At 42.6% G+C, this 14,842-nt stretch carries 13 protein-coding genes; 3 read left to right on the top strand and 10 right to left on the bottom strand.

Translation table 11 applies throughout. The features are described from left to right. Positions 1-410 precede the first annotated feature (410 nt). The 3 genes from rpsI to AAC978_RS12150 all read right to left on the bottom strand — a co-directional run bounded on the left by rpsI (position 411) and on the right by AAC978_RS12150 (position 2,780). Positions 411-806: a 30S ribosomal protein S9 gene (rpsI, locus tag AAC978_RS12160; RefSeq protein ID WP_015261081.1), complete on the bottom strand. Its 396-nt coding sequence runs from the start codon at positions 804-806 to the stop codon at positions 411-413. 24 nt (positions 807-830) lie between these two features. Further along, on the bottom strand, positions 831-1,262 hold the full coding sequence (rplM, locus tag AAC978_RS12155; RefSeq protein WP_341548318.1) for a 50S ribosomal protein L13: 432 nt from the start codon (positions 1,260-1,262) through the stop codon (positions 831-833). A 363-nt stretch (positions 1,263-1,625) separates the two neighbouring features. After that, complete coding sequence (locus tag AAC978_RS12150) at positions 1,626-2,780, bottom strand: MGDG synthase family glycosyltransferase (protein WP_341548317.1); 1,155 nt, start codon at positions 2,778-2,780, stop codon at positions 1,626-1,628. A gap of 279 nt (positions 2,781-3,059) precedes the next feature. Here AAC978_RS12150 and AAC978_RS12145 point away from each other — a divergent pair, with 279 nt between their 5' ends. From AAC978_RS12145 to AAC978_RS12135, 3 genes are read left to right on the top strand one after another with little or no spacing between them, the layout of a single operon-like run. Next, positions 3,060-3,944, top strand: a complete 885-nt coding sequence (locus tag AAC978_RS12145; RefSeq protein WP_341548316.1) for an efflux RND transporter periplasmic adaptor subunit — start codon at positions 3,060-3,062, stop codon at positions 3,942-3,944. Positions 3,945-3,954: 10 nt separating this feature from the next. Beyond that, the gene (locus tag AAC978_RS12140; RefSeq protein WP_341548322.1) at positions 3,955-4,617 is read left to right on the top strand and encodes an ABC transporter ATP-binding protein; all 663 of its coding nucleotides are present in this window, start codon (positions 3,955-3,957) and stop codon (positions 4,615-4,617) included. Positions 4,618-4,621: 4 nt separating this feature from the next. Further along, a complete protein-coding gene (locus tag AAC978_RS12135; protein WP_341548315.1) occupies positions 4,622-5,794 on the top strand; it encodes an ABC transporter permease in 1,173 nt (390 codons plus the stop codon). 191 nt (positions 5,795-5,985) lie between these two features. Here the strand turns inward: AAC978_RS12135 and AAC978_RS12130 are convergent, their stop codons facing one another. The 7 genes from AAC978_RS12130 to AAC978_RS12100 form a co-directional block, all read right to left on the bottom strand. Further along, entirely contained in the window at positions 5,986-6,192 is a 207-nt protein-coding gene (locus AAC978_RS12130; RefSeq protein WP_341548314.1) for a hypothetical protein, read from the bottom strand. Positions 6,193-6,332: 140 nt separating this feature from the next. After that, complete coding sequence (locus tag AAC978_RS12125; RefSeq protein WP_341548313.1) at positions 6,333-6,500, bottom strand: hypothetical protein; 168 nt, start codon at positions 6,498-6,500, stop codon at positions 6,333-6,335. A gap of 566 nt (positions 6,501-7,066) precedes the next feature. Beyond that, entirely contained in the window at positions 7,067-9,526 is a 2,460-nt protein-coding gene (locus AAC978_RS12120; RefSeq protein WP_341548312.1) for a restriction endonuclease-like protein, read from the bottom strand. After that, positions 9,498-11,759 carry an MrcB family domain-containing protein gene (locus AAC978_RS12115; RefSeq protein WP_341548310.1) on the bottom strand — a complete coding sequence of 754 codons (2,262 nt, stop codon included), beginning with the start codon at positions 11,757-11,759 and terminating at the stop codon, positions 9,498-9,500. The genes AAC978_RS12120 and AAC978_RS12115 overlap by 29 nt, the downstream gene beginning before the upstream one ends. A 123-nt stretch (positions 11,760-11,882) precedes the next feature. After that, positions 11,883-12,968: an RES family NAD+ phosphorylase gene (locus tag AAC978_RS12110; protein WP_341548309.1), complete on the bottom strand. Its 1,086-nt coding sequence runs from the start codon at positions 12,966-12,968 to the stop codon at positions 11,883-11,885. A gap of 1 nt (position 12,969) precedes the next feature. Further along, the gene (locus AAC978_RS12105) at positions 12,970-13,923 is read right to left on the bottom strand and encodes a sce7725 family protein (protein ID WP_341548308.1); all 954 of its coding nucleotides are present in this window, start codon (positions 13,921-13,923) and stop codon (positions 12,970-12,972) included. Between the two features lie 4 nt (positions 13,924-13,927). After that, a complete protein-coding gene (locus AAC978_RS12100; protein ID WP_341548307.1) occupies positions 13,928-14,782 on the bottom strand; it encodes a sce7726 family protein in 855 nt (284 codons plus the stop codon). Between the last annotated feature and the right edge of the window lie 60 nt (positions 14,783-14,842).

Genomic DNA, 14,842 nt, shown 5'->3' with positions numbered 1-14,842 from the left:
CCTTTTTTACAGTATATAGCATACTATTCGAATGTCAATAATTTATTAACGATATTCATTAATAAATTTAGCTTTCTAGTATGGACACCAAGCTCAAAACCTTAATTGAAAGGTGAGAAGCCATTTTGTAAACTCAGATGCAGTCTTTGTAACCGACAACTGAATATTTGTAAACGAAACGCAGTTTTTGTATTCGAAATGCCTGCTTTGAAAACCAAATGCAGCTTTTGTAACCCAAACGCAGTTTGATTTATTCGTTTTCATAACCTATCCTTTATACGGGCATGCCAAGTGGAGGTCGATTCCCTCTCGGATTGTTTTGTAATCGGAGAATCCACCCCAGTTTTGTAGTGTTCGCAAAAGAAACCCCCAAACCGTATAGGCTTGAGGGTTCCAATATCTTCGAAATATTAACGTTTTGAGAATTGTGGCGCTTTACGAGCTTTCTTCAAGCCGTATTTACGACGCTCTTTCATACGTGGGTCACGGGTGAGGAACCCTGCACGCTTCAGAGCTGGGCGCAAGCTGATATCTGCTTTCAGAAGAGCACGAGCAATTCCGTGACGCAGAGCACCTGCCTGTCCTGTGGTACCGCCTCCATGAGCGAGAGCGATGACATCATATTTGCCAACTGTATCGGTTATTCCGAACGGTTGTTGAACGATCATTTCCAAAGTTTTCTTACCGAAGTATTCAGCAAGTTCTCTTTTGTTAACGATAATTTTTCCTTCTCCAGGAATTAGACGAACACGAGCTACCGCATTTTTACGGCGTCCTGTACCTTGATATTGTAATTGTGCAGCCATGATTTAATCTTCCTCCTTCCCGTATTATTGAATAGTCCAAACTTCGGGTTTTTGCGCTTGATGCGGATGATTTTCGTTACGATATACTTTTAGCTTCGTATACATCTGAGCACCCAGCTTATTATGAGGAAGCATTCCTTTTACGGCATGCTCAACAGCTCTTTCAGGCATGTTTTGCATTAGCTTTCTGTAAGGGGTTTCTCTCAAACCACCAGGATAGCCGGAGTGACGGCGATACATTTTTTGGTCTAATTTCTTACCGGTTAAAACAACTTTATCCGCGTTGATGATGATCACATGATCTCCAGTATCAACATTAGGGGTAAAGGTTGGTTTATGTTTACCTCTTAGGATGCGAGCAGCTTCAGTAGCTAAACGACCCAAAGAGAGATCTGCAGCGTCAATGACATACCATTTACGCTCCACCGCATTCGCTTTCGCAAAGAACGTGGACATGATATTCCCTCCATCAATTCCGTATTTCAGTCCGATCTGCTTCGTGGGGCTCAGGCACTAGGCAGTTACGCAGATTTATGGGGCTCAGGCATAAATAACAGCATAAAGACTCATATTGGTATTTTATAAAACGTGACAGTAAATGTCAAGGAAATTATGTATTCCAGCAATGTATTCTAAAAAAATTTCTGGTGAATTTACTGATAAGAGTATTTACCGATAAGAGTATATACTAATCAACAAACAAAAACCTAAAAATTATAAAAGAACTAGGTTCAAAGATAAAGTCTTTTTTGCTGATAGGGTCTAGTGTGATAATAGGGTCTAGTTTATTAGTAAAGTCTAGTGTGCTCCGCCTTAGAGTTAACTCACTTGCTTATTATGCTGACCGCCCACTGGGTTATAGAGCTCTAAGATGTGCTCCACTACACGCACTGCTGCACGACCGGGTAATACCTTTGAGGCAGCGATTCGCATCCCTTCCCTTACCTCTGAATTCTCTAAAAGGATATTGATGGTTCGGTTGAGCTGATCCTCGGTATAGGCGATGCGCCCGGCACCCTTCTTCAATAAAAACTCGGCATTTTCCTTTTCTTGACCCGGTATGGGTTTATAGGTGACGATGGGCAGATGCTTTGTCAAGGCTTCTGTGACTGTTAAACCCCCGGTTTTGGTAATCACAAGATCTGACACCGTCATAAGCTCCTCTACGTTGCGTACGAAGCCAAAAAGTAGCACTTGATGCTTGGAGGTCGAGGTCAAAAGCTTAAGAGAACGATAGAGCTGCTTATCTTTTCCGCAAACAATGATTAGCTGGACAGGATCTTCCCTTTCTGCGAGCATCTGACAGATGCTTGTCGCACCGCCCATAACTCCATAAGCTCCGCCCATAATCAAAACTGTGGGGATCTGTTCCTTCAGACCGAACTGGTTCATGAGGGCTTGGCGATCCAGCTGCCGCTCAAATCTCATACTTACCGGAATTCCTGTGTTTTTAATGCGATCCCGATGGATACCGCGACTGACTAACGCTTCGAGCACTTCTTCTGAACCCACCAGATATAAATCAACGTCCTGATGCACCCATTGACTATGAATGCCATAATCCGTCACCACCGTAGCCAAGGGGACATGAAGCCGTCTCTCTTTCTTTAGCTGGGAAAGAACACCGGCGATGACCGGATAGGTGCAAACGATGAGATCAGGCTGCAGGGAATGAATATATTTCAGGAATTGGCGGCTTCCAATGCCATTGAGGAAGCGTTGAAACAAGGAATCGGCTGAAATATCAGCGGTCTTATAGTAGAACTTTCCCCAGAGCTTGGGGGTGTATTTTATCATATCGATATAGGTGGTTTTCAGGGTTGAATTCAAAGGTCTATTGATAAATTCGCCAAAATCGATATGAATAACCTCGGCTTCCGGCTTCTTCTCCAAAAAACCTTCGATCACAGCCTCTGCAGCTTTGATATGTCCTGCTCCAAACGCCGCCGAAATGACCAATACTTTTAAGCTCATAACCGGCCTCCTCAAAAAAGTATGCTCTTTATCACCTTTGCTACCCAATTCTAGCAAGGAAAAGTTAAGCTCCTATTTACAAAACATTAAATTTTCGTTAAATCCTTATATTTAATGCTTACTACTTGTCTCTATTTTTAGAACTTCAGAAAATCAAGCTTTTATAGAGGACACAATATTATATAGATAATGAGGTCAAGCTAATACTTGACGCTGAATCAGGTTAATCTAAGTTTATTAAAATAAAATCTACCTACAAAAACTATGGGGGTAATTGCAATGGGTGCCAAAAAGAGATCACAGAAGCTAAAATGGGTTACTGCCGGAATAATAGTTATTGCTATAGCCGTAATTTCAGTCTATTTTATGCGGCCAACACAATTACCTTATGAAAGTACCCTAGCTAAAACGGGGGATATTACAACCTATTATTCCTTCACAGGAAATGTGGACACTAAAAACCGCCAAACGGTTACAGCGGATAAGATGATGCAGCTTTCTCAGATTAACGTGAGTGAGGGAGATGGGGTCAAGGTCGGGGATATCCTAATCAAAACGACCACAGGTGAAACGCTTAAAGCAAAAATCGCCGGGGAAGTCATCAATCTGGCTGCCGAGGAAGACGCCCAGATCATGCCAGCTACGAAACTATTAGATATCGTTGATTTTAATAACCTCGAAACCAAAGTCAAAGTAGATGAATACGACCTTGCTTCTGTAACTGTCAATAAGGATGCAACCGTTAGAATAGATGCCATCAATAAAGAAATCAAAGGCAAAATCAGTAGCCTGTCTAAAGAAGGTCAAATTGCCAATGGCGTAACATTTTTTACAGCGACCGTTGATTTGGCCAAGGATGCTAACCTCAAAATTGGCATGACAGCAGAGGTCAAGCTTTTGAATAACCAGGCTACCGGAGTTGTCACCCTGCCCATGGCAGCTATTCAATTTGACGATCAGAACAAGCCCTTTATTCTTAAAAAGGATGCCACAGGTGCAGCGGTCAAAACAGAAATCGCGACCGGCATCAATGATGGCACCATCGTGGAAATTAAGGACGGCGTTGCCAGCGAAGAAACCATTCTCTATCCCAAGGCTACCCCAGCACCCATTACCGGGTTCGCTGATGGTGAGAGTGGAGGTCGATCTCGTGTTGAACGATGAAATCCTATCCATGCAAAATATTTGTAAGAGCTACTATATGAGTGATGAAGAGATCGAGGTTCTGCATAATGTGAATCTATCGATTCAGCAAAGTGAATTTGTCGCACTCCTTGGTCCATCAGGTTCAGGCAAATCGACCATGATGAATATTATCGGTTGTCTTGATGTCCCGACCTCAGGAAAATATCTGCTTACGAATCATGATATTGAAGATTTAGATGAGGTTGAGCTGGCCAAAGTACGCAACAAAGAAATCGGTTTTGTCTTTCAGAACTTCCAACTCTTGCAAAGAATGAACGCCCTGCAAAATGTAGAACTCCCCTTAATTTATTCGGGCGCATCCCCCTCTGAACGGAAAGAGCGAGCTAAAACGATGCTTGAGCGGGTAGGACTATCTGATAAAATGCGCAACCTGCCGGTTCAACTTTCCGGCGGACAACAGCAACGTGTCGCCATTGCCCGTGCACTCGTTACGGAACCCTCCATTATTCTTGCCGATGAACCGACCGGTGCCTTGGATCAAAAAACTGGGGCTCAGGTCATGGAGCTTTTCGAAGAGTTAAATCATGATGGGAAAACAATTATTATGATTACCCATGATACTAATATTGCTCATCACGCCAAGCGCATTCTTCATATTCTCGATGGGTATCTAACCGAGCAAGGGGTGTGAAAGGATGCTATTGGAAAGCATTAAAATGTCTTGGTCTAATATTGTCAACAACAAACTGCGTTCATTCCTAACCATGCTGGGTATTGTCATCGGGGTCGCCTCCATTATCGCCTTGATTACAATCGTTCAGGGAGCCTCCAACAGTATCAGCAATCAAGTCAATACCCTGGGCGTCAATAAAATCACAATTACCGCCCTGGGCACCCCTCTCAAACAAGGCCTTAGCCAAAGCGACTTGCAGAGCATTGCCCAAATAAGCAATACCAGTGGAGTTTCGCCAACCGTTGCGGGGAAAACCGGGATTATCTATAACAACAAGGTCCTTGAAGATACGACGGTACAGGGCAAGAATGAAGTTTTCTTTAAAACGGATGCGAGTTTACTAAAATCGGGTCGAGCGATCACTATTCTTGACTTAGAAAACAAAAATCAAGTGGCTGTGATCGGCAGCAATATTGTCCATGAACTTTTTTACGGTGTTAACCCGGTGGGCAAGAACCTAACGATTAACGGCACTACCTATACAGTGATCGGCACACTTGCCCCATCGAGCCAATTCAGCATGGGCTCAAATAATGATTCAGTGATTATCCCTTACACAACTGCCCTGCGTAGCTTGGGCGTAAAAAGTATAACGAGCCTCGATGTGTTTTTAGTCGATACTCAAGCAGCTGACGCTACAGTAACTGACATTAAAGGGGTATTGAATCAGGCCTTTAACTACAAGGACAATGCCTACAACATCTTTAATATGGGCGAAATGATCGCCTCCTTCCAATCCATGATGTCCATGATGTCTCTGCTTCTGGCGGGGATTGCCGCAATATCGCTGGTTGTCGGTGGGATCGGTATTATGAATATGATGCTTGTATCTATAACAGAACGGACAACAGAAATTGGTCTGCGCAAGGCTTTAGGGGCAACTCCCAATACGATCCAAGTTCAATTTATTGTTGAAGCCATTTTCCTTTCGGTGTTTGGCGGTCTAATCGGCCTGATCCTAGGTAGTCTAGTTGCCTATCTTGCTACAAAACTGATCGGCGTGGGCTTTTCAATATCCCCATCGACCATTGCCCTTGCCGTAGGGTTCTCTGCCCTTGTCGGTATCGTCTTCGGATATCTGCCGGCCAGAAAGGCAAGTCGATTAAACCCCATTGACGCACTCAGAAGCTTGTAGGAGTCCTCTTGGCTAATCGGCTAATCGCCATGGATGGCGAATAATTTACAACAATAATGCAGATCTATAAGGTATTAAGCAAAGGCCTTTATTATTGAGACTATTGAAACGAATTCAATAAACGTAGCTATCACCGTCTCCTCCATGATCAACGGGTACAAGTACGAGCCGGAAGTGAATATCAAGCCTGATTATCTTGGGAATACATCAGAGATTGGGAAGAAGAGGAAGGGTACTTGAATTGCCTGTAATCGCTGGTTAATCCTCTCGCGTCCAACCTGAGCAAGCCACATTTTGAATGGTTCAGCTTTCAGCGACGGAATAGACTGTATAATGCGCAAAAGTTCCTCTGTATTTGCCACATCCGCATTATAACGTTTTCCATCTGCAGCTTTCAATTCAGTTGCTTACAATTTGTAAGCAACTGAAATCCTTCCTCTCGAAATACAAGCCAGTCCCAAATACGAAGGCGCCTTCGTATTTGGGACTGGCATTTGTTTTACCGCTAAAGCTACACATAACCATGTGCGGCTCCTCTTTATTCTGATGGACTGTCTTCCTCTTTTATTGCGATGACTTTCATACCGAGAGACTGCTCTTCAGTCATGAATTCCGCTTCTCCCTCCTGCTGAGCCTTTGAAAGGATATCCATGGCATCAGCGACTTTAGCTGCAAGTTGAAAATACATCTTTTTATAATCAAGCATCCTGTTCTTTTCCCCCTATCTCAAGCAGCGGCAAGGTTCACGATAATGGTCCGTCTGCCGTCTTCTTTTATAGGGGAAATTAAAAAGCGCATGCGAGGCTTTTTCTTCCTACACATGCGCTATGCTTCGTTTTTTACTGAATTCTAAACACCAAACCCTAATCAACCGGAAGCAACCCGGATATTACCAGAAAAGCAATCCGCATAGTTAGTACTCGAACAGTCCTTTCCATTGCCTAGGTCAGAAATAGGCTGAATATCCTTCTACGTAAAGCTGAACAGTCTGAGATCTCGGCGATGCCCTGTTACACCCACTTTATCCGTGGCACAGGCGCTTTGCCTGTGCAGAAACGGGTAGCGTTGTATAATGAAAATGTCGTCGCGGACAGTCTGTTACGTGTAGGTGATGTTCCACCTGCACGTGCCTAGGAGTGCTCCAACACTTTCGTCAATTCTGCTGATTGTTTCAGATATTGTAACCATTTGCTCTCTTTCCTTCATCAATGACTTACTTCATTAGCCGTCTGCCTGCTCAATTATCAGATTTCGCTAAGCTAAAGACAAACCTTATGCGTCCTTGTCTTGCTTATCCACTACATTAAGAGCGATAACTCTTTTAGCCTTATCCACATAATGATCATCTAATTCTACTTGGACTCTTCCTAGGCGACGCTTCTCCCGCCAATCTTTCAGTTGCTCATCATTTTCCAGCTTAAGCTCCGCAATTTCCTCGGCACGATCGAATATATACTTCGATGTAAATAGATGAGTATAGATACCACGCTCTCCTGGCTTGATGGGTCTCTCTCGTTTTTCCCAAGACTCAATTTCAAAAAGAACATAAAGCTCTTTGTCTGTTCCTGGACGTGGAGGTCGAGCTTTGATTTCGTAACGTCTAACTACTTGCCAGGATACAATTTTCCCATACCTATAAATTCCACAAGCTTGAGGTCCAAATGCCTTTTTCGATTGATAAAGCCCAAGCCATTCCAATTCGGTGAGTAGCTTTTGTTCCCGAGCAAGAAACTTTAGGGGTATCCAATACATATACTCATTCAAGCAGATATCCAACTGATCTCTATCCCGCATTGAACCCACAATGACATTTTTCCCTTGAAGTTTATCCTCATAATACTTACTCGTTCCCCTAGGTCTAGTGGATCGCTCATAGGCTTTTTCGGGACTATCTAAAATGAGCTCATCAAGAAATTCCTCCACTAGACGCGTTGAATTCGGGAGAAAGGGAAAAGCCCCAATATTGACTTTTTTGATACTTTTATAAAACTTATGCTCTCGATATTTATCCTCATCGGGATACGGGAACAAGACATAGGCTCCGAACATGCTGCGCTCATACTCAGAACGACTCCGTTCAGAGGGCCGCTGGTTAGCATAAACGATGGCATCCCGATAGCGATGCATCGTATTAATATCGTCTTCCTCGGGACCAGGTCCTTCATACTTTTCTTGGTATTGTGTTCCCGGATAGGCGGGATTCAAACGATACTTTGCATCAAAAATGTACTTATATTCGAAGGGAGAGTTCTCTTTCTTAAGAGTTAATACGTTATCCGGGCGCTGGTTTACTGTAGGGAAGTCAGAAGCGTCTTCACTAGGAAGAGAATTGTAAAAAAGGGTAAAGTGCTCCCCATTCAATGGATTTCGATAAGTAACACTGGCCTTCCGAGACTTATCTAAAGTAACAAAAAGTCCATTACGATGAACGCGAATGATATCTTGACGGATAAGTTCATATTTCTGCTTGAGAAGGCTATGCAGCTTTAAGAAGCACCAGTATTCATATAACTGTGCTAAATCCTTTAAAGATAAACGGAATAAATCCCCTTGGATGGACAATCCCTTCATGAGCATTAAGTAGTAACGATAGACATCGCGATAACCTGGAGCCATTTGCAGCACTAAGGTGATGGAGATTTGCTTCATTTCTCCAACCTCACTCAAGAATCCCGTTGAAGATAGACGGTTGAGATGTTTTTGCATATCATCGATCTGGTTTAACAGCTGGCGATCCAGAGGTTCGTTATTGTTGCGCTCACGTTGGGTGATCCGCACGCGAATATCTTTCAACTTTCCTTGGATCCTTAAAAGCATCCAGCGGAGGAAACGATTTTCTGGGGTATCAAAATCAATTTGGCGTCGAGTCTCCAGCAAATGAGTGGGCGTATAATGCTCCCCATGGATGGTGATAGCACCCCCTTGAGGATGATGCATTAACTTTTCAGGATGCTTGGCCAAGAAGGAGCGATTCGCTTTCCCAGCCCGTTTTACTTGTTCAACCCGTCGGATCTCTTGGCGTGTGATAAGTCGATGATGAGGAGTGGCCCGGATATGTTCCACGGCGCTGGTAAGCTGCTGAAAAATCACCCTGAGTATAGCAAAGAATTCAGTGAGACTTTGATTGGGAGTTTCCTTTAGTCCTGAAAGTTGATAAGTCCTACGCAGAAAATCAAAGGCTAAATTATAGATCTGCTCATTGATTTCAGAGAGAAGCATATAGTAATCCCGTCGGTAATCCAGTTTAACAGGAAAGATTTCAAGGCGGATACTCAAGAGCACATGACCATTAAGCCGAATCTCAAGTTCAGTATAGCCAACTTCACTGCGAAAGTTTAAATTTCCCGAGAGAATATTTTTACCTAGTGGTTTGACGTCTCGCCGCAAATGCATGTTCTCATGGTAAAAAGAAAGTTCCACATCCTTCTTTTTCTCCACAACCAATAGATAGGTCTGGTTTTCGTAAAATAAGGGATAGATCGGTTCTTTCCCTTGCTCAATTATCTGACCTTGGATAGGCGAGAAGATGTATACCCCATCAATATTCAGACTGGGGGCAGGAGTAACGTCCAATGTAGCCTCCACCCATACTTCATCGGATTCCCGATGCAATTGCAAGGCCTCAACCGTTGGGTGATAAGGTTTACCCTTGATATAGAGGTCAAAGAGGTTGGTCTCTATGCGCAGAAGCTCAACACTCTCTTTATGTAAGCCAGAATGAGGTGAAACCATCTTCTTCTAACCTCCGCAGCATATAGGCAATTTTGCGCGCACTCTGGGGATAACGGGCTGCCGGTGCGGTCTTCCCTCTTGCGTACACCAAATAAAGTTCCGCGGCATCTTCCATGTATTCCTCAATATTAAGTTTCTTACCAATGGCAATCTCCATGAGCCCAATGAGCACTCTCTTTAAAGAAGAGTGGCTCCCTTGTAGGCGGGGCAGAATTTTCTGTAGTAACTGCAGATCAAAGGCGTCATTTTCGGAGAGCAGCTGAAAACGCTCATTATAAACCATGTAAAAACTGATGGTATCCCTCACTCTAAACCCAATATGAGCATGAACTTCTTCAAGGACTTCGTTGATTTCTACAAGCTGTTTTGTGGTTCTTTTTATCAGTGCTTCAAACCCCGGAAAGGCATCCTTAATTGAGAGATACTCGCTGATCAGAAAAGTGTTCGATACCTTTAAGTCTGGGGCAGCAGTAGTCTTCGTCGAACTCTCTGTTAATTCAGGGTATTGGTCGAGAACAATATCGTCAAATTCTAAGGTTTGAGCGCGATCCAATACCTTCTTACTAAATGGATGAGTCGTCTCATCCATATTGACTGTCCCAAAGATATAAACATTCTGAGGGATTCCTAAGTCGTTTAAACTCTCAGGGATAGTAAGCGACCTTGAATGATGAGTGAGTACGGAGAGATCCCTTGCTTCTATCAGGGAGCCCGTGCAAATCTTCCCTTCATCCCAGCGGCGTGTTTCCATGACACTTAATAGATCACTGAAATAGTGTTCGACTCTGGCTAGATTCATTTCATCCAAGCAGACAAAGTATGGCTTCGCCTGATTATCCGGTTGAGAGGCCTCCCAGAAAATCTGCGTAAGCTTACCCGGTTTGAACACCCCAGAAAGATCATGATATCCCAATAGATCTGAAGGATCATTCCAATCCGGTCGGACAGGAATCAAATGAAACTGCCCATTTTTCTCCGTAGCACCTATGGCTTCAGCAAAAAGCTGCACAAGTTTCGTTTTCCCTGTACCCGATATCCCAGCAAGGATCACAAAGGGTTTGGTTTTAATCGAAAGAAAAAAACTCTCGATCATACCTGGAGGAAAGTAAAATCCTTTGTCCTTGATAAAAGCACTAATCACTTCTATAGTTTGAGCGGGCGATACCATAGCATTCTCCTCCGCCGCCTTTTCCTTAAGTATAGTCTCTTTAATGGGGGGATTCTCTAAACTTTTCCCCTCTAAATGGTGCTGGACAAATAAGGAGTAATTATCCACCATGTTCTTCAAGTCGGAAATAAGCGTCTCGTCATCGGGCATATTCTCTTTTTCGTAACGAATGTAGGCAATGGTCGAAACCTGATAGTCTCGTCCTATTCCAGAAGAAGTCAACTCGATTGAAGAGTCTTTTGTCATGTTCTCTAAAGGAAGCAATTCTCTGATCTCTTTAACCTTATCCTTTAGATACTCGTAACCTTCTTTTCGCCCCTGTTGCAAGGGGATGGTTACACCTTGGTTCAGGGTAAGGTACAAATACCTCATATCTTCCGAAAACAGATAAACCACATACTCTCCACGTTGCGTGGACTGAGTAATTCTTTTGTCCAAAATGGCTAGCCAAGGTATCGTAGCCCAGTTCCCCATTCCCACTGAACCTTGAATCTTGTAGGTACTACTCTTCAAGTAAGGAAGTCTGCGAAGCTCGTTGGGTAAGGTTTGTCTCATTATTGTGCCAATCAAATGCCCGCTGAAAGGTTGAGTTTTGGCTTGGTGATAGTTGTTCATAACTTGGGCAAGAAGATCACGAAGAGAAACACTAAAAATACCTCGATTACGATAATACAGTTCCGTTTCGCGATCGGCTTCTGATCTTAAATCCCTTATGACTGATGGATTCAACAGCTTAGCTATTTCGGGACGGAAACGAATTCGCTCCTGGGCGTTATCTACCAAGATCATCTTTTCTAAGGCTGTTATAGGATTATTAACCACCGTCCGCATTTGCCCAGGCGTAAGGCTTTGCCAGCTCTTGCCTAAATTTGCTGGGGGGTCATCTACGGGCATGTCGTTACTTTCCCGATCCGCCATAGATTGTTGAAATCGGTCAATCACATTGGTAAGAGATACTTCCCGCGGAGTTTCTCCCATCTCTTCAAGCAAAGCCGAAATTAGAACCATCTTATACGATTTCTGTTTATGGTGGAAAATATCTGCAAGTGCGTTGGGTAAAGCCATGAATTCAATCCTCCAAAAAAGGGAATATGTACCTATAGTATAGCATGAATTATGACCAAAAAGAGAAAAGATTGGGACTAAGTCCCAATCAGTTAACATCAACCTCACCGGTATTATTCAAACCTAATTAGCCTTGTCATATGAATAGTCAATGGACTTTACATCATACACGATTGTATTGGTACATTTTAAAATGCGCTTATCGAAAACCGCCAAGTTGACTCCTGTCTTGGACATGGTGCTTATATATTCGATGCCGTCGAATCCTTTACTCTTTATATAATCACTTACGTATTGGGTTGGAAGGTAGTCTAAAAGGCTATCGTGCCGCCTAAGGGGTTTAGCTATCTCTTGACTGATCATTTTTAATGGTTCAATATTTATTGCGTGACGGGTAAATTCGATTCCATAGGATTGGGAAGCGAGAAAAGGGCTGATCTTATCTATCCCTGCAAGGTTAATTACTTCCATATCCCTCAGCAACTCAAATCTCCCAATTGTCACATAATCGTAAACGCCTGCTCTAATCTCATGCAACGCCGTTTTAACCGTATCTGCCAAGTAAAGGATACTAATTCCCTCTGGGTTGGCCCGCCCCGCTGATGCCAAATGAGATGGCGGAGGGCCCATCTCCTCGTTCGGAAATCCTTGTGATGTCGGACATATGCGACCACGATAAAAAGTCGTACCAGCCTTATAGGTTTTTCTCACGCAATAAATAAACTGATACAAGACATCTTTATTTAAGAAGTCAGTATGGAACCTGTTCCTGCGCTTAATTACTTCTACGAAATCAGCCCATGCATAATTTTTCATGATCCCATTGTTTTTTAGATACTCTTGATCCTGACTTTGCCATAGCCCGACAGGAGCATCAAACAATTCTGGTTGTTCACTATACTTTTCATGGCAGATATTTGTGATCAACCTATAAATGCAGTCCGGAGCAACATTAAAAATATTCCACTTGTAATGCAGCATGTTCTTCATTAAGTCCGTGCTGTCTTTGGGGAAAGTCTCCGGCAAACTTGCCGCTGTAGTATATGTATCCAGCAATTCATCAAATAAATCAGAAAGAGTAGTATCGCCATCAGTTTGATAGATGGGGACATTTTCCTGCCCACAAAAATCACAATTGCCAATAGCATTATAACCCTGAATGATCGCCTTGATTTCAGCATCCCTAAAGCAGTTGGCACAGCAATACATATTAACCAACCTCGCTCAAGTATTTTCCCATTAACTCCAAGTGATGCATCAATGATAGCTTTTTTACACTTCCAAGTCCCGGATATGTTTGATTTTCATAGTGATCCAGTAATGTCTTTAGTCCTAGGGTCATCGCAACCTGTTTCGGTTCTGCATTATACCAGACCGCTAGTTTGGAAACCGCTTCATAGAACTTTTTGGCGGGGTTGGCTATATCTTCATTTGAATCAGAAACAAAATGCCTTACTCTCAGTTCATGATTTTCAGCAAAATACACGATATGGATAGCAACTGCATACGGAGCAAAGCCAGCTTCAAGATATTCGTCTCCAATGACCGAATAGTCTGCAAACCCCAAACTACCATCGTCTTTATAATATAAATGGCTGTCAGAAAAGAATTCATCTGGCACTTTCAGATAATCAGCATTACGGCTTTGTTTCTCAAACTTATCGTCGAAAAGGACCCTATTCTGTCTTACTCTGCGTCTGAAGGCACTTTCGTCCAGAATCAGAACATATTTTGGATTAACACTAGCAAATTCCTGCTCATAAAAATCAAGATAATCTCGGTTAGTATTAATAACAAGCATCTCGTCCTTATTAGCATTAATCTTCGCCCAATGTTCCAGAAGCGATTGGGCATTTTCCTGCATGATTATGGACTTAATGACTGTCTTAGTTCCATAAAGCGTTAAGAAATCTTTTTTGTATGAAGCTTTTGAACCCTCTTTAGCGTCCCCCAGATCTTTCAGGAACGAGCCCACCAATGGATTCCTGATAATCGCGATTGGATGGCAAGCTTTAACGTATTCGGTCATCGTTTTAATCAACGTAGGGGAAAGCTTCACCGGCTCGACGATAGGAACTACATAATCTCCTAACAGGTTATTGGATACCAACTCCCGCAGAGCCAACAGTTCATATTGTCTTCCACGTACATAGGGAAAATACATACTCTCATCCCCCAAACTTCTGATTTAGAAAACGATTGAGAGCCTCAAATTCCTTTTTCACTGGATTTAAAAAATATATGAGCGATTTCAGTTCATATGGAACACTTTGAAAAAAACTAGCCTCTATTTTATTGCGCTTTTTCAATTCCTGGAGCGACATAGAATAAGCTTGCTCGATAGGTATCCTCGCAAACCAAGAGAAACACTCATCATAATAAAACACTTGAGAAGTAACGGGTAGTCGTCCAAAGAACCTTTTTAAAATTTGCTCATATTCCCCTTTATGCAACAACTTAAACATTGCCAGATGATTTAGTTGTGAATTATCCTCTGCGGGTTCTTTACGTAAACGTTTGCTAATGGCATTCTTTTTCGTGAGGACGTAAATACCGACCGGAGTATCTTGTAAAATAGCCGATATTTTAGTGAAGTTGCTTGCAGAAGTCACCACACATACATGATTAAACGCCTTATAATAATCCCTCAGTTGAGTATCGAGACGCTCAAATGAATCCAATTCAGTTTTTATTTCATACACGACCGCCTTACCATTAATTAAAATGAAATCAGCCTTGGATTTTCCGATTGGGATTTGGGTCAGTGCCGTTGTGGTGTTAATACTATGCTTACCCAGTAAAAGCTTATTCAGCAGAGTGTTTTGGTAAACATATTCGTTTCTATAGGATGCTGACATGAAACTATATACTTCGCTAATGAGTTCTCCATTATTCTTTGTTTCCGGATCGATAACATATCTTCGCACAACTTGACTATAAGTTGAGTTATTATTGTCATTGAGTAGTTTCTGGAAAATATTTTGGGTAAAGAGTTTATTCAATATCAAATTCTGAGCAGCCACAAAAACCCCCTCCCCTTTTCACTATATTTTCCAGTTCATAATATCATACTCTAAAAAGCT

Source organism: Desulfitobacterium sp. THU1, assembly GCF_038181555.1.
Taxonomy (GTDB): domain Bacteria; phylum Bacillota; class Desulfitobacteriia; order Desulfitobacteriales; family Desulfitobacteriaceae; genus Desulfitobacterium.
The sequence above is the reverse complement of the archived record's forward strand: the minus strand, read 5'-3'. Positions and strand labels throughout refer to the sequence as shown.

Bases quoted from the DNA above. Each gene is read 5' to 3' on its own strand.
- rpsI (WP_015261081.1), bottom strand. From the start codon at position 806: ATGGCTGCACAATTACAATATCAAGGTACAGGACGCCGTAAAAATGCG.
- rplM (WP_341548318.1), bottom strand. From the start codon at position 1,262: ATGTCCACGTTCTTTGCGAAAGCGAATGCGGTGGAGCGTAAATGGTAT.
- AAC978_RS12150 (WP_341548317.1), bottom strand. From the start codon at position 2,780: ATGAGCTTAAAAGTATTGGTCATTTCGGCGGCGTTTGGAGCAGGACAT.
- AAC978_RS12145 (WP_341548316.1), top strand. From the start codon at position 3,060: ATGGGTGCCAAAAAGAGATCACAGAAGCTAAAATGGGTTACTGCCGGA.
- AAC978_RS12140 (WP_341548322.1), top strand. From the start codon at position 3,955: ATGCAAAATATTTGTAAGAGCTACTATATGAGTGATGAAGAGATCGAG.
- AAC978_RS12135 (WP_341548315.1), top strand. From the start codon at position 4,622: ATGCTATTGGAAAGCATTAAAATGTCTTGGTCTAATATTGTCAACAAC.
- AAC978_RS12125 (WP_341548313.1), bottom strand. From the start codon at position 6,500: ATGCTTGATTATAAAAAGATGTATTTTCAACTTGCAGCTAAAGTCGCT.
- AAC978_RS12120 (WP_341548312.1), bottom strand. From the start codon at position 9,526: ATGGTTTCACCTCATTCTGGCTTACATAAAGAGAGTGTTGAGCTTCTG.
- AAC978_RS12115 (WP_341548310.1), bottom strand. From the start codon at position 11,759: ATGGCTTTACCCAACGCACTTGCAGATATTTTCCACCATAAACAGAAA.
- AAC978_RS12110 (WP_341548309.1), bottom strand. From the start codon at position 12,968: ATGTATTGCTGTGCCAACTGCTTTAGGGATGCTGAAATCAAGGCGATC.
- AAC978_RS12105 (WP_341548308.1), bottom strand. From the start codon at position 13,923: ATGTATTTTCCCTATGTACGTGGAAGACAATATGAACTGTTGGCTCTG.